Annotated in this window: 17 protein-coding genes; 8 read left to right on the top strand and 9 right to left on the bottom strand. The window is 62.5% G+C overall.

Annotated elements, in window-relative coordinates:
- Positions 1 to 121 precede the first annotated feature (121 nt).
- Positions 122 to 1498, top strand: a complete 1377-nt coding sequence (locus ACZYR5_RS02935; RefSeq protein WP_489087977.1) for a multicopper oxidase family protein — start codon at positions 122 to 124, stop codon at positions 1496 to 1498.
- Positions 1498 to 1995, top strand: a complete 498-nt coding sequence (tadA, locus tag ACZYR5_RS02930) for a tRNA adenosine(34) deaminase TadA (protein WP_489087978.1) — start codon at positions 1498 to 1500, stop codon at positions 1993 to 1995. Before ACZYR5_RS02935 ends, tadA begins: the two co-directional genes overlap by 1 nt.
- A gap of 141 nt (positions 1996 to 2136) precedes the next feature.
- Here the strand turns inward: tadA and cmoB are convergent, their stop codons facing one another.
- From cmoB to ACZYR5_RS02895, 7 genes are all read right to left on the bottom strand, one after another.
- The gene (gene cmoB / locus ACZYR5_RS02925; RefSeq protein WP_489087979.1) at positions 2137 to 3093 is read right to left on the bottom strand and encodes a tRNA 5-methoxyuridine(34)/uridine 5-oxyacetic acid(34) synthase CmoB; all 957 of its coding nucleotides are present in this window, start codon (positions 3091 to 3093) and stop codon (positions 2137 to 2139) included.
- Complete coding sequence (cmoA, locus tag ACZYR5_RS02920) at positions 3090 to 3833, bottom strand: carboxy-S-adenosyl-L-methionine synthase CmoA (protein ID WP_489087980.1); 744 nt, start codon at positions 3831 to 3833, stop codon at positions 3090 to 3092. Before cmoA ends, cmoB begins: the two co-directional genes overlap by 4 nt.
- Positions 3834 to 4021: 188 nt before the next feature.
- Positions 4022 to 4657, bottom strand: a complete 636-nt coding sequence (locus ACZYR5_RS02915) for a lysoplasmalogenase (RefSeq protein ID WP_489087981.1) — start codon at positions 4655 to 4657, stop codon at positions 4022 to 4024.
- Complete coding sequence (locus ACZYR5_RS02910; RefSeq protein WP_489087982.1) at positions 4657 to 5049, bottom strand: protease inhibitor I42 family protein; 393 nt, start codon at positions 5047 to 5049, stop codon at positions 4657 to 4659. Before ACZYR5_RS02910 ends, ACZYR5_RS02915 begins: the two co-directional genes overlap by 1 nt.
- Before the next feature lie 202 nt (positions 5050 to 5251).
- Entirely contained in the window at positions 5252 to 7672 is a 2421-nt protein-coding gene (lon, locus tag ACZYR5_RS02905) for an endopeptidase La (protein WP_489087983.1), read from the bottom strand.
- Between the two features lie 160 nt (positions 7673 to 7832).
- Positions 7833 to 10244 (bottom strand): glucose/quinate/shikimate family membrane-bound PQQ-dependent dehydrogenase, encoded by a 2412-nt coding sequence (locus ACZYR5_RS02900; RefSeq protein ID WP_489087984.1) that lies wholly within the window; start codon positions 10242 to 10244, stop codon positions 7833 to 7835.
- Between the two features lie 271 nt (positions 10245 to 10515).
- Positions 10516 to 11892 carry a carbohydrate porin gene (locus ACZYR5_RS02895; RefSeq protein WP_489087985.1) on the bottom strand — a complete coding sequence of 459 codons (1377 nt, stop codon included), beginning with the start codon at positions 11890 to 11892 and terminating at the stop codon, positions 10516 to 10518.
- 279 nt (positions 11893 to 12171) lie between these two features.
- Between ACZYR5_RS02895 and ACZYR5_RS02890 the strand changes: the two genes are divergently transcribed.
- Positions 12172 to 12402, top strand: coding sequence for a VF530 family protein (locus ACZYR5_RS02890; protein WP_027619688.1), 231 nt, complete (start codon positions 12172 to 12174; stop codon positions 12400 to 12402).
- Between the two features lie 6 nt (positions 12403 to 12408).
- On the top strand, positions 12409 to 13041 hold the full coding sequence (locus ACZYR5_RS02885) for a Pr6Pr family membrane protein (protein WP_489088472.1): 633 nt from the start codon (positions 12409 to 12411) through the stop codon (positions 13039 to 13041).
- 58 nt (positions 13042 to 13099) lie between these two features.
- Here ACZYR5_RS02885 and ACZYR5_RS02880 read toward each other — a convergent pair whose 3' ends face one another.
- Both ACZYR5_RS02880 and ACZYR5_RS02875 read right to left on the bottom strand, forming a co-directional pair.
- On the bottom strand, positions 13100 to 13885 hold the full coding sequence (locus ACZYR5_RS02880; RefSeq protein ID WP_489087986.1) for a siderophore-interacting protein: 786 nt from the start codon (positions 13883 to 13885) through the stop codon (positions 13100 to 13102).
- The gene (locus ACZYR5_RS02875; protein ID WP_489087987.1) at positions 13882 to 14460 is read right to left on the bottom strand and encodes a PadR family transcriptional regulator; all 579 of its coding nucleotides are present in this window, start codon (positions 14458 to 14460) and stop codon (positions 13882 to 13884) included. The genes ACZYR5_RS02880 and ACZYR5_RS02875 overlap by 4 nt, the downstream gene beginning before the upstream one ends.
- Before the next feature lie 551 nt (positions 14461 to 15011).
- Between ACZYR5_RS02875 and ACZYR5_RS02870 the strand changes: the two genes are divergently transcribed.
- The 4 genes from ACZYR5_RS02870 to ACZYR5_RS02855 all read left to right on the top strand — a co-directional run bounded on the left by ACZYR5_RS02870 (position 15012) and on the right by ACZYR5_RS02855 (position 20214).
- Positions 15012 to 15488, top strand: coding sequence for a CS1 type fimbrial major subunit (locus ACZYR5_RS02870; RefSeq protein WP_489087988.1), 477 nt, complete (start codon positions 15012 to 15014; stop codon positions 15486 to 15488).
- Between the two features lie 111 nt (positions 15489 to 15599).
- Positions 15600 to 18122: a CS1-pili formation C-terminal domain-containing protein gene (locus tag ACZYR5_RS02865; RefSeq protein ID WP_489087989.1), complete on the top strand. Its 2523-nt coding sequence runs from the start codon at positions 15600 to 15602 to the stop codon at positions 18120 to 18122.
- Positions 18123 to 18157: 35 nt separating this feature from the next.
- Positions 18158 to 19426 (top strand): hypothetical protein, encoded by a 1269-nt coding sequence (locus ACZYR5_RS02860; RefSeq protein ID WP_489087990.1) that lies wholly within the window; start codon positions 18158 to 18160, stop codon positions 19424 to 19426.
- Between the two features lie 44 nt (positions 19427 to 19470).
- Positions 19471 to 20214, top strand: a complete 744-nt coding sequence (locus tag ACZYR5_RS02855; protein WP_489087991.1) for a molecular chaperone — start codon at positions 19471 to 19473, stop codon at positions 20212 to 20214.
- The last annotated feature ends 37 nt before the right edge of the window (positions 20215 to 20251 follow it).

The following is a 20251-nucleotide window of genomic DNA, read 5'->3' as shown; positions in this document are numbered from 1 at the left end:
CTGGAGGCGGGATCTGCGGCCATCCGCCGCGCTACTCTTACTGTTTCGCAATCGCAGGTGTATCGTATTCGCCTTTTGCGGGCGTTCCGGCCTGCGCAAGATTCGTGAGGTGGTTGAGTTCATGTCCTTTACCCGTCGTCAAATTCTCGGTGGCCTGGCCGGCCTGGCAGTGGTGGGTGTCGGGGCAGGTGGTGCGTCGCGGTACTGGCTGGGGAAAGTGGCAGAGGCCAACGCCGGCCATGACTATGAGCTGATCGCCGCGCCGCTGGACGTGGAGCTGGTGCCCGGGCACAAGACCGAGGCCTGGGCGTTTGGCCCGTCGGCACCGGGCACCGAGTTGCGAGTGCGTCAGGGCGAATGGCTGCGGGTGCGCTTCATCAACCACTTGCCAGTGGCGACCACCATCCACTGGCACGGCATTCGCCTGCCGCTGGAGATGGACGGCGTGCCCTACGTCTCGCAACTGCCGGTGCTGCCGGGCGAATATTTCGACTACAAGTTCCGTGTGCCCGATGCCGGCAGCTACTGGTATCACCCCCATGTCAGCAGCAGCGAGGAATTGGGGCGCGGGCTGGTAGGGCCGCTGATTGTCGAGGAGCGTGAGCCGACCGGATTCAAGTACGAAAAGACCCTGAGCCTGAAGAACTGGCACATCGATGACGAAGGCAATTTCGTCGAATTCAGCATCCCTCGCGAAGCGGCACGCGGCGGCACGGCGGGGCGGCTGTCGACCATCAATGGCGTGCATGCGCCGGTGATCGAGCTGCCGGCCGGGCAGATCACCCGTGTGCGCCTGCTGAACCTGGACAACACCCTGACCTATCGCATCAACATCCCGGGGGTCGAAGCGCAGATCTATGCGCTGGACGGCAACCCGGTCGAGCCGCGGCCGCTGGGCAAGGAGTACTGGCTGGGTCCGGGCATGCGTATCTGCCTGGCGATCAAGGCTCCGGCCGAGGGCGCCGAACTGTCATTGCGCAACGGCCCGGTGCGCCTGGGCACCCTGCGTTCGGTGGCCAACAACGATGCGCCGACCGAGTGGCCGCCGGCGCTGCCGGCCAACCCGGTGGCCGAGCCGGACATGGCCAACGCCGAGAAACTCAACTTCAATTTCGAATGGGTCGGCTCTGTCTCGGTGAATGTCGAGAACGGCAAGCCGCCGAGCCTGTGGCAGATCAACGGTCAGGCCTGGGACATCACCGACAAGACCTGTGCCGACCGACCGATCGCCAGCCTCAAGCTGGGCCAGAGCTATATTTTCGAATTGAAGAACATGACCCAGTACCAGCACCCGATCCACCTGCACGGCATGAGTTTCAAGGTGATCGCCTCGAACCGGCACAAGGTGATTCCGTACTTCACCGACACCTACCTGCTGGGCAAGAACGAGCGCGCGCAAGTGGCGCTGGTGGCGGATAACCCGGGGGTGTGGATGTTCCATTGCCACGTGATCGACCACATGGAAACCGGCCTGATGGCCGCGATCGAGGTGAAGTGATGCGCCAGATTCGTCCGGCGGCCATTATCGACCGCAGCCGCGACCAGCATTTCATGCGCGAGGCCCTGGCCCTGGCCGCCCAAGGCGCGGCCCTCGGTGAGGTGCCGGTGGGCGCGGTGCTGGTGCAGAACGGCGAGATCATCGGCCGCGGCTTCAATTGCCCGATCAGCGGCAGCGACCCCAGCGCCCACGCCGAGATGGTCGCGATCCGCGCCGCGGCCCAGGCCCTGAGCAACTATCGCCTGCCCGGCAGCACGCTCTACGTGACGCTGGAACCCTGCAGCATGTGCGCCGGGCTGATCGTCCATTCGCGCATCGCCCGGGTGGTGTACGGCGCGCTGGAGCCCAAGGCGGGGATCGTGCAGAGCCAGGGGCAGTTCTTCAGCCAGGGTTTCTTGAATCACCGGGTGTTGTTCGAGGGCGGGGTGCTGGCCGAGGAGTGCGGGACGGTGCTGAGCGAGTTCTTCAAGGCCCGAAGGGCCAAGCCTGCAGACTGAGTACAAGGCAAAACCCCCTCCTGGCACAGGGCTGTAGGAGCCAGCTTGCCGGCGAAGGCGGCAGGACAGCCGACATCATCGGTGGCTGACCCACCCTCTTCGCTGGCAAGCCAGCTCCTATAGGGATTTGCGGCGTGACAATTATTTGCGCGCGACAATCACCGCCCGCATCGGCGCCGGCAGGCCTTCGATGGTTTTGCTGTGGTCTTCGGGATCGAGGAAATCCTTGAGCGACTGGTACTTCATCCATTCGGTGCCGCGTTGTTCCTCGACTGTCGTGGTGCTGACATCCACACAGCGCACATCGCTGAACCCGGCGCGGCGCAGCCAGAGCATCAGCGCCGGCACCGACGGCAGGAACCAGACGTTACGCATCTGCGCATAACGGTCTTCCGGCACCAGCACCTGTTGCTCGTCGCCTTCGATCACCAGGGTTTCCAGCACCAGTTCGCCGCCCTTGACCAGGCAATCCTTGAGCGCCAGCAGATGCTCGATCGGCGAGCGGCGGTGGTAGAACACGCCCATGGAGAATACGGTGTCGAAACCTTCGAGGTTCGGTGGCAGGTCTTCGAAGGGGAAGGGCAGGTGCCAGGCGTTGGGCTCGGACAAGTAACGCTGCACCGCCTGGAACTGGCAGAAAAACAGCCAGTTTGGATCGACGCCGATCACGCTGTCGGCACCGGCCCCGAGCATGCGCCACATGTAGTAGCCGTTGCCGCAGCCGACGTCGAGGATGCGCTTTCCTTTGAGATCCAGGTGAGGCGCGACCCGCGACCATTTCCAGTCCGAACGCCATTCGGTGTCGACATGCACGCCAAACAGGTCGAACGGGCCCTTGCGCCACGGTGACAGGCCCATCAGCGCGGTACGCATCTGTGCCCGGGTCTCGGTATCGCAGTCGGTGTCGAGTGTCAGGCCATCGAGCAGGTCGACTTCGGTGGGCTGGATCTTTGGCAGGGCGTCCAGCGCGCTTTGCCAGCGCTCCAGGTCGCCGTGGCCTTTCTCCATCTTGACGTCGAGTTGCGCTTGCAGGGTCTTGGCCCATTCAGCCAGCGGGGTACCGGCCAGGCGGCGGGCGAGGGGGGACAGATCAATCATGGCAAGGCAATCAACGAGGCAAAGTTAAGACACTGGAACCACGGCACGACTTTCGAGAACCCGGCGGCCAGCAGGCGTTCGCGGTGTTCTTCGAGGCTGTCGGGCTTCATGACGTTTTCGATGGCGCTGCGTTTCTGGGCAATTTCCAGTTCGCTGTAGCCGTTGGCGCGCTTGAAGGCGATGTGCAGGTCGGTGAGCAGTTCGTGCTCCTGCGGGTCTTCAAAGCGCAGTTTTTCCGAAAGGATCAGGGCGCCGCCGGGCAACAACGACTGACGGATGCGCGCGAGCAATTCAGTGCGCTGCGACGGGGCGATGAATTGCAGGGTGAAGTTCAGTGCCACCACCGAGGCCGGCTGGAAGTCGAGGGCGAGGATGTCGCCTTCGATCACCTCCACCGGCAGCAACTCCTGGAACATCGAATCCTGGCCATTCAGGTACTCGCGGCAGCGCTCGACCATGGCCGCCGAGTTATCCACCGCGATCACCCGGCAACCGTCGGTACGCACGTGACGGCGCAGGGCCTGGGTCACCGCGCCGAGGGACGAGCCGAGGTCGTACAGCACGCTGTTGGGCTGGGCGAACTGCGCGGCGAGTACGCCGAGGTTCTCGACAATGGTCGGATAACCCGGCACCGAGCGCTTGATCATGTCCGGGAACACCCGCACCACATCCTCGTTAAAGGCGAAGTCAGGCACCTGGGCCAAAGGCTGGGCGAAAAGGCGATCGGGTTCTTTGCTCACGGCGGTTCCAGCGGCGGATATGGAAAGGCCGGCATTTTAGCCAAGTTGGCGAGGGGATGCGCGGCTTGTCTGATAAAGCGGTGGGGCCAGTCCGGATTCTTTGTTGTCAGTGAGACCGCTTTCGCGAGCAGGCTCGCTCCTACAAAGATTGCGCTGTACCTGTGGGAGCGAGCCTGCTCGCGAAGAACTCAGCGCGGTTTTGTGGCAAATGCTGACGCCGCAATACCCCATTGCCCCAGCCAGTAACTGATGATGATCACATAAGGCGCGGCCGAAAACGGCAGGGCAAAGCGGTCGATGCCGATCACACTGTCGGAAAACACAAAGGCCAGGGCACCGCCGGCGGCCAGCAAGGCCGAGCGCTTGGGCACGTCGGTTCCGAGCCGGGCCAGGGCGCGCCAGAGCATGGCGCTGATGGCGGTGCCGTAGACAATCACCGGGATCAGCAGCGGGCCGAGGCCGTGGGCAATCAGGATCCCCAGCAGTATTGCGCCGACACCGAGGGCAATGATCAGCGCGGGCAGCGCCGGACGCCGGCAATCGCTCAAGTAAGCCTTCAGATAGGCCAAGTGCGCCACCAGGAACGCGCCCAGGCCAAACACGAACAAGTCGCCCGGCCAGGCCAGCAGCACGTCGCCGAGCAGGGAGAAGATCAGGCCCAGGCTGATCCAGCGCCGGTATTCACTCGGCGGTGCATCGTGCAGCCAGCCGAGCAGTGCCAGTACCGGCAGCGGCTTGACCAGCAGGCACAGCAGTTCGGCGTGCACGCTTACCCCGTAAAGGAAGGTCACCGCCCCCATCAACGCCAGAATGAACCAGCCCATCAGTTCACCGTGATCGCGCAGTCGAAGGTCTCGACCGGATCCACTTCCGGTGCCCAGGGCTGCTGCGAGGTCAGGCGCAGGCGGCCGTTACCGCTGCTGAACGCCTGGAAGCGCCAGGTGGAAATGCCGGCGCTGCCCACCAGACCGCTGTTTTCCGGGTTGCTATAGACCTCGGGGCTGATCGCCCGCAACACCCCGCCGGCCGAATCCTGGATTGCCCAGCGATAACCCGTGGTCGGGTTGCTCGGCAGGGTCAGGATCAGGTTTTGCCCGGTGTGCAATTGCACCGGGCACTGGCTCTGCTTCTCAACCGTCAGGTTTTGCTTCGGTTGCGAGGCACAGGCGGCCAGCAGGGCAAGGCTCAGGGGCAATAACAGGCGGGTGGGGGACATCAAAATCAGGCACTCCGGAATTTCGCGACGAACGGCGAGCATAACCGAAGATGAGACAAATTGTGACAGTGGGACATGGATGTCTGGGAAATGGATTAGCAGGTCAGGCCTCTCGCGGGCAAGCCCGCTCCCACAGGGTAAGCATGGACCCTGTAGGAGCTGGCTTGCCAGCGAAAGCGTCGGAGCAGGTACTACATGATCATCAGAACAACACCTTCGCCACATCCGCAAAGCGCTTGGCAAAGTGCACGGTAATCCCTTCCTTCAGATAGTCCGGCAGTTCTTCGAAGCTGCCGCGATTAGGCTCCGGCAGGATCAACTCATGGATCTTCTGCCGCCGCGCCGCGATCACCTTCTCGCGCACTCCGCCGATCGGCAGCACATGCCCGGTCAGGGTCAGTTCGCCGGTCATGGCCACGCCTTTTTTCGGCGGCTGGTTGCGCGCCAGCGAGAGCAGGGCGCTGGCCATGGTCACGCCGGCGCTCGGGCCGTCCTTGGGCGTGGCGCCTTCCGGTACGTGCAGGTGGATGAAGGCTTCGTCGAAGAACTTGGCATCGCCACCGAACTGCTTGAGGTGCGAGCTGACGTAGCTGTAGGCGATCTCCGCCGATTCCTTCATCACATCACCCAATTGCCCGGTGAGCTTGAAGCCACGGTTGAGGGTGTGGATGCGCGTGGCTTCGATCGGCAGGGTGGCGCCGCCCATGCTGGTCCAGGCCAGGCCGGTGATCACCCCGGTGCCCGAGAGCACCTGCTCGTTGCGGAACACCGGGATGCCCAGGGACGCTTCCAGGTCCTTGGGTGCGATCTTGATCACTTGCTGCGGATCATCCATCAGCTTGATCACCGCCTTGCGCACCAGTTTGCCCAGCTGTTTTTCCAACTGACGCACCCCGGCTTCACGGGCGTACCCGTCGATCAACGCCTTGAGCGCGCTGTCGCTGATGGACAGGCTGGTTTTTGCCACGCCTGCTTTCTCCAGCTGCTTGGGCCACAGGTGACGCTTGGCGATCGCGACTTTTTCTTCGGTGATATAGCCCGACAGGCGAATCACTTCCATGCGGTCGAGCAACGGCCCGGGAATCGAGTCGAGGGTGTTGGCGGTGCAGACGAACAGCACCTTCGACAGGTCGAGGCGCAGGTCCAGGTAGTGGTCGAGGAATTCGACGTTCTGTTCCGGGTCGAGGGTTTCCAGCAGCGCCGAGGCCGGGTCGCCCTGGAAGCTCTGGCCCATCTTGTCGATCTCGTCGAGCATGATCACCGGGTTCATCACCTCGACGTCTTTCAACGCCTGCACCAGCTTGCCCGGCAGCGCGCCGATGTAGGTGCGGCGGTGGCCCTTGATCTCGGCTTCGTCGCGCATGCCGCCGACGCTGAAGCGATAGAACGGCCGCCCAAGGGATTCGGCGATGGACTTGCCGACACTGGTCTTGCCCACGCCCGGCGGGCCGACCAGCAACACGATGGAACCGGCGATTTCGCCCTTGTAGGCGCCGACGGCGAGGAATTCGAGAATGCGGTCCTTGATGTCATCCAGGCCCGCGTGGTGTTTGTCGAGCACCTTGCGTGCGTGCTTGAGGTCGAGCTTGTCCTCGCCATAGACGCCCCAGGGCACGGCGGTCGCCCACTCCAGGTAGTTGCGGGTGACCGCGTATTCCGGCGAGCCGGTTTCGAGGATCGACAGCTTGTTGAGCTCTTCTTCGATGCGTTTTTGCGCCTGCGGCGGCAGGACTTTACCGGTCAGGCGCTGTTCGAACTGCTCGACATCGGCGCTGCGGTCGTCCTTGGTCAGGCCCAGCTCCTGCTGGATGACCTTGAGTTGTTCCTTGAGGAAAAACTCGCGCTGGTGTTCGCCGATCTTGCGGTTCACTTCGGCGGAAATTTCTTTCTGCAGGCGCGCGACTTCGACTTCCTTGCGCAGCATCGGCAGGACCTTTTCCATGCGCTTGAGCATGGGCACGCAGTCGAGCACTTCCTGCAGGTCATTGCCGGTGGCCGAAGTCAGCGCGGCGGCGAAATCAGTCAGCGGCGAAGGGTCGTTGGGGCTGAAGCGGTTGAGGTAGTTCTTCAGCTCTTCGCTATACAGCGGGTTGAGCGGCAGCAGCTCCTTGATCGCGTTGATCAGCGCCATGCCGTAGGCCTTGACCTCATCGGTCGGCTCGCTCGGCTGGTGCGGGTATTCGACTTCCACCAGGTACGGTGGGCGATGGTGCTTGAGCCAGGTCTTGAGGCGGACACGGGTCAGGCCCTGGGCGACGAACTGCAGTTTGCCGTTCTCACGGCTGGCGTGGTGAACCTTGACCAGGGTGCCGTAGAGCGGCAGGGCGCTGGTGTCGAAATGCCGGGGATCTTCCTGCGGGGTGTCCATGTAGAACAGCGCCAGGGAGTGGTGCTCGGACTTGGCGACGAGGTCCAGGGTCTCGGCCCAGGGCTCTTCATTGACGATGACCGGCAGCACTTGCGCCGGGAAGAACGGCCGGTTGTGGATCGGGATGATGTAGACCTTGTCCGGCAGGTTCTGCCCGGGCAGGGCCAGGCCTTTGCCGGAGTGGGCGGGGTGTTCGGCGTTCTGCGGATCGGCGTATTCGCTGAGGTCTTCGGGGAATGCTTGCTGGTCGCTCATGGGGCACCTGCGCAATGGGGTATGGGTCTTAGATGGGGCAGGTGGCCAGTGGTTTCAATGGTGGGCGAGGGTTTGTTTGGTAAGCGTTTTGTTACGCGAAGCGCGCAGAAAAAAGGCGACTACCTCGCGGTAGTCGCCTTTTTCATCGCGCCGGGGAAGCTTATTCCGGCAGTTTGTAGGCGATCACGTAGTCGCCCATTTTGGTGCCCAGGGAGCCGTGACCACCGACTACCAGCAGCACGTACTGCTTGCCGTCCTTGCCGGTGTAGGTCATTGGTGTCGCTTGACCACCCGCTGGCAGGCGGGCTTTCCACAGTTCCTTGCCGCTGTTGACGTCATAGGCGCGCAGGTACTGGTCGAGGGTGCCGCTGAGGAAGCCGACGCCGCCGGCGGTGACGATCGAACCGCCCATGCTTGGCACACCAATCGGCAGGCCGATAGGCAGTGGCGAGCTGTCGCGGCTGGTGCCGTTCTTGCGTTTCCACACCACTTTGCCGTTGGTCAGGTCGATCCCGGCCACGTAGCCCCAGGCCGGCGCCTGGCACGGCACGCCGAATGGCGACATGAACGGGTGCATGATCACGGCGTACGGCGCGCCGGTGTTCGGTTGCACACCAGCGGTTTCGCTCTCGCGCTTGCTGCCGGCGGCGACTTGCGCACGCGGCACCATTTTCGAGACGAAGGCCATGTAGTTCGGGCTGGTGAACAGCATCTGGCGCACGGGGTCGACCGACACGCCGCCCCAGTTGAACACGCCAACGTTACCCGGGTAGATCAGGCTGCCCTGCTCCGACGGCGGGGTGTACTGGCCTTCGTAGCGCAGTTCCTTGAACTGGATGCGGCACAGCATCTGGTCGAACGGGCTGGCGCCCCACATGGCTTTTTCGGTCAGTTCCGGGGCCAGCAGGTTGAGGTCCGAACGGGCCTGGGTCGGTGCGGTGTGGTCACCTTTCACCGCGCCCTGTGGAACCGGGATCTCGCGGATCGGGATGATCGGCGTACCGTCACGACGGTCGAGCACGTACAGGCTGCCCTGTTTGGTCGGGGCGATCAGCGCCGGTTTCACACCGTCGGCGGTTTTCATGTCCAACAGGGTTGGCTGGCTGCCAACGTCCATGTCCCACAGGTCGTGATGGGTGAACTGGTAGTTCCAGCGCACCTTGCCGGTGGCCAGGTCGAGGGCTACCAGGCCGGCGCTGAATTTCTCGGCGCCCGGGGTGCGATCGGCGCCCCACTGGTCAGGGGTCTGGTTGCCCAGTGGCAGGTAGACCATGCCGAGTTTTTCGTCGACGCTGGCCAGCGACCACATGTTGGCCGAGTTGCGGCTGTAGTGCTCGCCGGCTGGCAGCGGCTCGGTGGCGTCCGGGTTGTTGCTGTCCCAGTTCCATACGAGGTGACCGTCGTGAACGTCAAAGGCGCGGATCACGCCGGACGGCTCGTTGGTCGATTCGTTGTCGGTCACGTGGCCGCCCATGATCACCAGGTTACGGGTGATCGCGGCTGGCGAGGTGGCGTAGTAGCCGCCCGGAGTGAACGGGCCGATACCGGTGGTCAGGTCGACCACGCCCTGGTTGCCGAAGCCTTCGCAAACCTTGCCGGTGTCGGCATTCAGGGCGATCAGGCGCGCGTCGGCGGTGGGCAGGTACAGGCGGCGCGGGCAGGCCTGGGCCACGGCCTTGCCGGCCTCGGAAATGGCTACGTTGGAAACGACATCCGATTGGGCGTAGGCGTTTTCGTCATAGTAGGAAACGCCACGGCAGGTCATGTGGGCAAAGCCCTTGAAGCCCACCGGGCTCTTGATCTGCGGGTCGAAACGCCAGATTTCCTTGCCGGTGTCCGGGTCCAGCGCCAGCACCTTGCTGTGGGCGGTGCAGGCATAGAGCATGCCGTTGACCTTCAGCGGGGTGTTTTCGTTGGTCAGCTCCACCGGGTCGCCTGCGGTTGGCAGGTCGCCGGTGCGGATGCGCCAGGCTTCCTGCAGCTTGCCGACGTTTTGCGGGGTGATCTGCTTGAGCGGCGAGTAGCGGTCGCCGAACTCAGTGCGACCATAGGCCTGCCAGTCGCCGTCCGGCATGGCCGGGGCGGTGCTGGTCATGTCGGCGCTGTCGCGACCCAGTTCGCCGAGCACTTCGCCCGGGTTGGTGAACTGACTGCCCACGGCAGCGGCGCCGGCGATCACCACGGCCACGCTCAAGGCGGCGGTGCCCAGCGGTGCCGGGCCCTGGCGCAGCAGCGGACGACGGAACCACGGCAGCAGCAGGACCACGCCAAGGGCGAACCACAGCGACAGACGTGGCACCAGTTGCCACCAGTCCAGGCCGACTTCCCACAAGGCCCACACGGTGCTGGCGAACAGCACCAGCGCGTACAGGCCCAGCGCCGCACGACGGGTGGCCAGCAACAGCAGGCCGGTCAGCGCGATGCCAATACCGGCCAGCAGGTAGTAGAGCGAGCCGCCGAGCAAGCTCAGCTTGATCCCCCCGGCCAGCATGGCCAGGCCCATTAGCAGAAGCAGAATGCCGAGCAGCCGCGGTAGCAGACGGCTCTGACTCGAAGCACCTTCAGTGCTCATAGTGTGGTTCTCCGTGACGTTTCAAATTGTTTCGCGCAAGTTCACTGTAGATGACGATCTTGCGCAGGCATGGTTCAGATGAATCGGGTGTGGCCAATGCAAGCTCCCCTGTAGGAGCGAGCTTGCTCGCGAAAAACCTGAGAACGACGCGTGCCTGAACGTTGCGCGTTATCGTTCGCGACCATCGCGACCATCGCGACCATCGCGACCATCGCGACCATCGCGACGGTGCGACGATTCGACAGGCTCGCTCGCACAGGGGGCCTCAGCATCAGAACGAAGACTGAATCTTGATCCCGCCGATCAGCGCGTCATCCACCTCGTTCACGCCACCGGGATGGCGGATGTACTGCAGGTTCGGGCGCACGGTCAGCCAGTTGGTCAGGTGCACGCCGTAATAGAGTTCGGCGCTGTACTCGGTGTCCTGCGGCGGCAGGTAGGCCGGGTTGTCGTAGTCGAACACCGCATGGGCCTGGTTGCTGGCTTCGGCGTTCTTGCGATAGGCCGGGTTGACGTGGACGCGGGCCATGGCAAAGCCGATATCGTCTTTGGCGCGGGCATCGAACAGGCCTTTGTAGACCAGACCCGCCTGGACGTAGTTGTCGATGGCGTTGGTCTTCTTGTCGTGCATCGTGCCGTTGGCGAACAGGCTCAGGCCGCGCGAGTGGTCGCTGGCAACGCTGGTCACCTGTTGCTGCACGCCCAGCCACACCCCGTGTTTGCTCGATGCGCTGCGATACGCCTCGCCGCTGAGGGCGGCGGGCTGGCCGTGGCTGTCTTTATAGACGTCGCTGGCCTTGGCGCTGCTGTAGTAGTAACCCGCGCGGTATTCGCCCGGCAGGCCGTTAAGTTTCGGCGTCCACACCAGTTCCACCGGCACCACGGTGCCCTGGGTGCCACTGCCGCTGAGCTTGAAGCTGTTGTCCTTGTCGAGGTTGGACGGGTTCTGCTCGTAGGCGCCGATCTGCGCGTAGAGCTCAGGGGTCAGGTGATATTTGGCCCGCAGCGCCCATTGGCTGACCGGCCAGTTGTACCAGATGGACCCGGCCCAGTTGCCGACCTGGGAACCGCAGAACGCCAGGTTCTGGAAGTCGCAGGGGAAGCTGTTGAAATCTTCGCCCTGGCCGAAGCGACCGGCCTTGATGTCGAGCTTCTGGTCGAGGAATTTCTGCTGGTACCACATCTGCGTCAGGCGCGTGGTCTGGCCTCGGCCCCAGACTTCCTGGGCCGAGGTGAAACCGCCGACGCGCGGGTCGTTGATCCGGTCGTTACTGATGTTGTTGCCGCTGCGCTTGGTGATCGTCAGCTGAAACTCGGCGTCGTCCCAGCCGAGGATCTTCTGCAGGTCCAGATGGGTGCCCAGGCCGAACTGGTCGCTGTAGCGCGCGGTGCGATCATGGTCGTAGCCGCCGTGCAGGTTGCTGCCCATCTCGCCGGTGTAGTCGAGCTTGAACTCGTAGCCCTTGGCGGCGAGTTCACTGCGCGTGCCATTCCAGTCACCGAGCATCCACGGCGAGCTGCTGTCGAAGGCCGGTGCCGCCTGGATACCGCTCGCCAGGCCAAGGGCGGTGGTGCCGGCGATCAGGCTCAGGGTCTTTCGGCGGGCTGTTGAGACAGCGCTGTCTCGGGAAATCTGCAAGTAAGGCATAAAGAACAATGTCGGGGTCTTTTTCTAATGGAATGAACTGCGCGGGCAGGGCATGCAGTGTCTGGCGGAAGCGTTTCAGCTTGAGGGTGCAAAGGATAATGTTCTGTTACAAATAGAGAAAGGGCTTTTCTCGACATGCTGCCTTTCGTAATCGGTAACAGTCGTCGAGTGTCCGGCGGTGGCCTACATTGAGTGAATTGCGCACAGAATCCTTCCACCGGGAGGGGGCGTCGGCTAAGGTGCGCGCCTTTCCGTCCATTCTTCATCCATAGGCCCGGCATGACCGAACACAACACCGACCCGCTGCACGGCGTGACGCTGGAACAGATCCTCAACGCGCTGGTGCAGCACTACGAGTGGTCGGGGCTGGCCGAACGCATCGACATCCGTTGCTTCAAAAGCGACCCGAGCATCAAGTCGAGCCTGACCTTCCTGCGCAAGACCCCCTGGGCGCGCGAGAAAGTCGAACGGCTCTACGTCAAACTGATGCGTACCAAGCGGCCGGTCTGAGGTGTGTTGACGCGACTTTCACCGCTCGAGCAGCGCTGCGTCCAACTCGCTGCGGTGCTCGGCTGGCTGGGCCTGAGCATTCAGTTGTACCTGGTGTTTTATGCGCGCTGGAGTGTCGAGGCCAGCCTGTTGGGCGGGCTGGTGAGTTACTTCAGTTACTTCACGGTGCTGAGCAATACGCTGGTGGCGGCAGTGCTGACTTGCGCCGTGACCACCCGTGAATCGCGAGGGCGTCGCTGGTGGCTGCAAGCCTGGGTCAGCAGTGGCATTGCCGTGAGCATTGTCGTGGTCGGGCTGGCCTACAACCTGTTACTGCGCCACCTGTGGCACCCGCAAGGCTGGCAGTGGCTGGCGGATGTGTTGCTGCACGATGTCATGCCCGTGCTGTTCCTGCTCTATTGGTGGCGTTGCGTGCCCAAGGGCCGGCTGCGGCTGGGGCATGTCGGATTGTGGGTGATCTATCCGCTGGTGTATTTCGCCTACACCTTGCTGCGCGGACATTTACTGGCGGTGTATCCCTACCCGTTCATTGATGTGCAGAAGCTGGGTTATCTGCAGGTGTTCATCAATGCCGGGGGGATACTGCTGGGGTTTGTTGCCGTGGCGCTGGTGGTGATCGGAGTGGACCGGCGTCGTTGAGCGCAATGCTGTTTCGAATTGGCTTTTTGTGGGAGCAGGCTCGCTCCCACAGGGGGCCTTATTCCTCCGGTGAATCGTCCAGGCGCCAGTAACCCGCGGCCTTGACGAACTGCTCATCCAGCCCGTGCTCATCGAGCAGCACCCGGCGAATCTGCCGCGACAGCTTGCTCTCGGTGGCGACCCAGGCGTACAGGCTGCCGCCGGGTAGCTGAATCTGGCGGACGGTGGACAGTAAGTGGTCCTTGCCACCCTCACGCAGGACCCAGATCACATTGACCTCGGCGGCGCTCTCCAGCACTTGCTGCTCCTTGCCATTCTCCACCTCGATAATTACCAGCGCCCGACGATTCGCTGGGAGGCCTTCAAGGCGGCGGGCGATGGCGGGCAGGGCGGTTTCGTCGCCGATCAGCAGGTAGCTGTCGAACATGTCCGGCACCACCATCGAGCCACGCGGCCCGGCAATGTGCAGGAACTGGCCGGGCTGCGCCTGCTCGGCCCAGGTCGAGGCAGGGCCGTCGCCGTGCAGGACGAAATCGATGTCCAGCTCCAGGCGGTCGAGGTCATAGCGGCGCGGGGTGTAGTCGCGCATCGCCGGCTTCGGTCCCTGATCCTTGCTGGCGCCCGGAGCGAAGCTGTCCAGGGCGGCCAGTTCCTCGGCGTTCTGCGGGAACAGCAATTTCACGTGGTCGTCAGTGCCCAGGCTGATGAACCCGGCCAGTTCCGGGCCGCCGACGGTGATGCGGCGCATGCGCGGCGTCAGGTCGACCACCCGCAGCACCTGCAGGCGGCGGCGTTTGATTTCGTGCATGACGCGGTGAATGGCCGGGGTGTTCACTTCAGTCATTGCGGGTTCTCCTGAACCGGGGACGACAGGGGGCCGTCGACGATGGCCTTGGCGGTGTTGTTGAGCAGGTCGCGGACCCGCAGGATTTCTTCGGCGCTCCAGCGACCGTGATGCATCTGCAGGGCGTGGCGCAGGTTATGCACCGCCTCGTGGATCTCGGCCGGGCGGTCGTGGCCGCGCAGCGAGCGCTTGCTGACTTCAATGCGCATGCGCACGCCATCCAGGGCCACCGCCTGTTCGCTGAGGGACTGTCGCCCCGCGTAGGTGATGGCGTAGCGTTTTTTGCCGCCGTCGGCGTCGCCGGTGATCATTTCGCTCTCTTCAAGGAACGTCAGGTTCGGATAGATCACCCCGGGGCTGGGGCTGTAGGCGCCATCGAACATCGTTTCGATCTGGCGGATCAGGTCGTAGCCATGGCACGGCTGCTCGGCGATCAGCGCCAGCAACAGCAGTTTCAAGTCGCCGGGGGCGAACACCCGCGGGCCGCGGCCACCGCGTTCGCGGCCGGCGCCCGGGCGTTTCTCGAAGCCGTCGCGGCCTTCGCTGGGGTGATGATGGGAATGATGGTCTCTCATTTTCAGCTTCTCTCGTCGTGTTTAGATACAACTTAAGATATATCTTAATGCGAAAGCAAGCCCCCCGGACCAGCGGTGTCCCACCAACGCAACCCCCTTCATCAGACCGAACAAAAATTGGCTGAGCCGGGAAAAGCGCCATTTCGACGAAAACCCAGGGCCTTGAAATAATTATTTAACACTTGCGCCGATAAGGGCTTTTAGTGCTAACTCTCTAATTGTATGTTTTCAGCCTTTATTTATTGGAAGTGCAAATCCGGTCTTCGGAAAGTTCCACATTGTTTGCCATCTGTATGGGATTCTGCGCTAATCTGTATGTAGCCGTGCTCTTACGGATAATTTCATTAATTATTGATTTATATGGTTTTTTCGCTCGAGCTCTATGCCTGTTCAGCTACATGAAAGGGGGAATTTGCCTGCTTACTTTCATGGGTGAATGGTCGATGATTTGTCGGCGTTGGAAGTTGAGACAAAGCGCCATCACGGCGCAGTTTGTTGTAGTCGCTTTCAATCAAACGAATCGATCCTTCACATAAAGACAGGTAGAAATGATGTTCAAGAAAATTGCGTTCGCAGCTCCCCTGGCAGTCCTGGCCCTCAGCTCCTCGATGGCCTTCGCCGCCACTGAGGCCCGACACTCGATTAACCTGATCGCTCACGTTCCCTCCGACGACTTCTATGCCGTGCCGGTTGACTACGACCTGGTCAACAAGGATCAGGACATGAGCTACGACCCGGGCACCGACTCGATGCGCACCGTCAATGGCCACTTTGACGTGCTGCACACCGCCGGCAAGGTCCACGCCTACCTTGAAGGTGCGCCGAAGCTGATTGCCGGCAGCACCACGGTCGATCTGAAAGTTGAACTCAACGGCAAGACCCTGACCACCACCTCCCAGGAAGTAGTCGGCGAGACCGAGTCCAATGTGCGCTTCCGCGCTCCGTTCAAGATCAGCGCAATCGGCGGCAAGCCGGCTGCCGGCGACTACACCGGTGTCGCGATGCTGGTGATCGAGCCTTCCGCCTGAGTGATCTGGCGACGCTGAAAACGCTTACTTGCTCCAAGTAACGCGACGGTCGGCAAGCTGTCCGGTTTGCCGACCGTGCTCTGACTATTCCTGCCGATAGAGAATTTGTTCATGTTCCCGATGACGCCCATCGCGGCAGCGCTTGCGCTGCTGTTATGTAGCAGTGCATTTGCGGCACCCACACCCGTTGATCACACGCCACGCAGTTTGTTGGCTCAGGCCAAGGGGTTGCCGGCCGAATTCGAGGAGCATTTCTTTGATGTTCCGCTGACGGTGCGGGTCGAGCTCGATCAGCAGCCGCTTGGCGAGGCCGCCATTGTGTTGTCCCGCGATGACCGGGTGACCCTGCTCGAATTCACCGACACCCGTGAAAGCCGTTTCAGCGCCAGCGAACGCGACGCCTGGAGCGACATTCTCAAGCCCGGCGTGGCACTCGGCGCGTGCAGCGGGCAATGCCCGGAGCAAATGCTGGCAGTGCACTACAACCTGGAAAATTCCCTGTTGTCGGTCGTCACCGAACATGCCGAGCGCGACAGTGAGGCCAAGCGCTTTCACGATCAGCCAGAAGGCGGCAGCAGCGGCCTGATGGTACGCAACCAACTCAATCTCAACGGCGGCCAGGATCAGGACCTTGGCGGGCGTTTTGGCCTGGAGGCCAGCGGCAGCCTGGGCAACTGGAGCCAATCTTTCAACATGCAACTGGCGCGTCTGGGTGGCCCCGACGACAAGACCTACCACGCCGTGCATGAGCTGTTTACCCAGCGCGAATTGCAGAGTCGGTTCCTGCGCCTGGGCCTGTTTACCCCCAACTCCGAAGGCCTGGTGCGTGAGCCGCGCGCCTTCGGCACCAGCCCCGACACGGCGATTGGCGTGATGTTCGGCAGCTCCGACAGCCTGGCCATCGACAGCAGCAAACCGAGCGTGTACCCGGTGTACGTCACCGCCAACCGCCAGGCGTCGGTGGAAATCTATCGCGACGGCCTGCTGGTCAACACCCAGTCGGTGCCGGCCGGTTTGCAGACCCTCGACACCCGGCCGCTGCCGGGCGGCATCTATGAAGTGGAAGTGCGCCTGATCGAGGACGGGCAGATTACCTCGACCACCCAGGAGCTGATCTACAAGCCCAACAACTGGCGCAACCATGACGAACGCTGGCGCTACAACCTGTTCGCCGGCCAGGAAACCAAGGTGCTGAGCAACTGGGACGAGCAGGTCAGCGGCGACGCGACCGCAGGCGTTGCGCTCAACTACCTGCTGCACCCACGGGTGATTCTTGGCCTGTCGGCGCGGCAAGTGCGCGACACCTTGCAGTACGGCAGCTCCATCGATTGGGCCGTGGGCAACAGCACCAGTGTCTACGCCAACCTCTACCAGACCGAGGACCACGGCACCGGCGCCGATCTGCAAGGCCTCTACAACTACGGTTCCGGCAGCCTGGTGGTCAGTCACAACCGAAGTTGGCTGGACACCACCAACACCTACGAAACCCTGCCCGACGGCACCCGCGTGCGCCAACGCAATGTGTTCACCGGCCAGACCAGCAATTCATCGCTGGCGCTCAACCATCGGCTCAGCCGCAAGAATTCTCTTAATGCGCGGGTTTCCCACAGCGAAGGCAACGTCGAAGGCGTCGGTTACGACCTCGGCTGGACGCAACGCACCGAGTTGTTCGGCAGCGATGCCAACTGGCGCCTGTCGCTGTTCGACCGCCCCGGCAGTTTCAGCAGTGGCGATGAGCGCAATCGCGGGGTCGACCTGAGCGTCAACGTCGCCCTCGGCGGACCCGGCCAGCAGATTTCCGGGAGCATCGGCAGTCGCACCGCCCGCGAAGGCGGCCGCGACACCAATGCCTCGCTGGGGTATCGCAAGGACCTGCAGGACCACGTGCTGCAGAGCGTCTCGGTGACTGCGTTGACCGACACCTATGGCGTCGGTCTGTCGAGCCTGGCGAACTTTCGCACCGATGAAGTCAACGGCGACGGCTTTGTCCAGCGTTCCTCCTACAACAACAAATTCACCGGCGGCCTGAACCTCGACAGCACTCTGGTGGTGGGCGCGCAGCACATGGCCTTGACCAGCCAGCATCAGGGCCGCGGCGCCGGGATGATCGTCGACGTCGAGTCGGATATCGACGGCATTGCCCTGCGCGCCGATGACCTCAGTGGCGGCAGTTCGGCGTTGCGTCCAGGGCGCAATTTCATTCCGTTGACGGCGTACCGGAACAGCTCGGTGAGCTTCGACTTCGAAGGCACTGATGTGCCCGCAGCGAGCATCGAACCGGCGCGTAGCCGCTATCACCTGAACAAGGGCGGCGTGGAGTACCGCAAGGTGCGGGTGATGAAAACCCTGACCGTGCTTGGCCGCCTGGTCGACCCCCAGGGCCGGCCGCTCAAGGGTCATCACGTGATCAACCACGCCAGCCGTGGGGTCAGCGAGGTCGACGGTTTCTTCTCGATGGAAATGAACGCCGGCTCGCCGACCCTGGAGGTGCGTTTCGCCGACCAGTTGCTCTGCCAGTTCCGCCTGGATGCTGACCAGTACCGCCGAGAAAACAACGTGCTGATGATCGGCGATTTGCGCTGCTCGCCGGACACCCTGGCGGACGCCACTGATCACCGGCAGTCGGCGGGCTGAATGGCTGCCCTGTCGATTCTTAATGGAGTGCAATCATGAATCCGACGATTTTTGCGCCGGGTCTCGGACGCTGTGGCCGTTGGCTTGGGTTATGGGCGGTGTTTGCCGTGAGCCCGGCCGAGGCGATTGTCCAGGAAATCAGGGCGACCTTTTCGCCTGATCCGGCTTTTCCGCATCGCAATATGTTCATCAACAAGACACCGGTCAGTGGTTACTGCGCCGACAAGCCCGCCGAATGTGAGCAGCAGGAAATGTTCAGTATCCGCCTGCCGGTGCGGTTTGACTCCGTGAGAGCCATGCAACCCAATGGATTACCGCGAGACAGCGCCATGTTCAGCGTGCCAGCTCAGTGGCGTCCATTGTCGGTGATGAACAGCGCCACCGGAGAAACAGAAACCGTCGAAGTGCGTATTGCAGGTATCGGTTCCCAATATGTGCTGAGTGACACGGCCATGAAGTTGACGGGGGCCCCGACAACTCTTCAAGGGCATCAGAACCTGTGGGGAGGCCCCCGCTATAGCTGGGTATATGCAGCACCTCCGTGTGACTACAGTGGTGTCGGACTGTACGGCGAAAATCAATACAGCTTTTTCTGGAAGACCCCGGTTCAAGGGGCCTGCGTCAAGACCGCCAGTTTTACCATTCCGTCCATGGCTTATCACTACCTGGATTTCGCCTATGAGCTCAAGACACCTAACCCGCTGAAGATGTCATCGGGCGTCTACACCGGGGATCTGAGTTACCGAATCGGCTCCGGCGGTGACTTCGACATGGGCGATGTGATGGTGCCGAACGATACCAATCTGACCCTGAGCTTCACCCTCGACATTCAACACACCCTCAAAGTCGACATCCCCCCCGGCGGCGAGGCGATCCAGCTGGTGCCGGTCGGTGGCTGGCAGAGCTGGCTGCACGCCGGGCGCAAGCCGGTGCGGCTGGTGCGTGACCAGACCTTCAATATCTCGGCGTCATCACGCTTCAAGATGTACATGGAGTGTGAGCAGAGCTCCTTTCTTTACGATTGTCAGCTGCGCGACAGCGTCGCCAGGCGCGGGGTGGAGTTGCGGGTCGGCGTCAGCCTGCCCAACGGCCTGACCGACATGGCCGGGCAGCCTGTGCGGAAAATGCGCCTGCGCTCCGGCGCGGCCAACGCCCTGTATTTCCAGCCGGGTTTCTATGTCGACCGCGCGCCGGGGGTGCTGCACTTCGAAGTGCCGCCAGACCAGATGGCCTTCATGTTGGAGCCGGGCGTCGGGCCTGTGTACCGAGGCCAGGTCACGGTGATCTGGGATTCGGAAGTCTGATGGGCCGCGCCGGTCCTGTATTCAATGTCATGAGGTTCAAGGGTATGAAACGACTGTGGGTATTGTTGGTTTCGAGTGTTTTTTCGATGGCGCTGCAGGCTGGGCCGCAGATCAATGTCGGCACGGTGTATGACTATCTGGACGGCGACAAGAGCACCTACCTCAAGCGTGTGTACAACAGCGGCGACAGCACCGCGTTCGTCAAGGTCAACATCCTCGAAATCATCTATGACGCCGATGGCGGTCACCGCGAGATACCGGTCGCGACCCAGGCCGATGGCAGCGGCCGCGACGGCTTGATGGCAAGCCCCGCGCGGCTGATCGTGCCGTCCAAGGGCGTGCAGGGCACGCGCTTGTTGCTGATGGGCAATCGCGACACTGAGCGCTATTTCCGCGTGCGCTTCGTCCCGGTGGTGCCGGAAAAGGAGGACGAGTTCGCCGTCTCCAGCGAGGAACGCGAAGCCTACAAGGACACCCTGACGGCGGGGGTCAACGTGATGACCGGGTTCGGCACGGTGTTTTTTGTCCGACCGAAAAACAGCCGTTTCGACACTGCGATCGAAGACAGCGCCGGCCTGTACCGGCTGCGCAACAACGGCAACACAGTGGTGGTGGTCGATGAGTTTCGCAACTGTTCGCGCAGCAACGAAACCGAGTGCGAGCCAACCACCAAGCACCATGTGCTGGCGGGCAAGACGTTCGAATTCGAGAAGAAGCCCGGCCGCGAATACCGTTTCAATCTGGTCGAAGGCGCCGATAAGAAAGCGCTGCGTGTGGCCAGCCAATAACCGCACCCGGGACGAGCCGGTGTTCCCGGCTCGCGGC

It is taken from the genome of Pseudomonas sp. F007 (assembly GCF_057814275.1).
The sequence above is the reverse complement of the archived record's forward strand: the minus strand, read 5'-3'. Positions and strand labels throughout refer to the sequence as shown.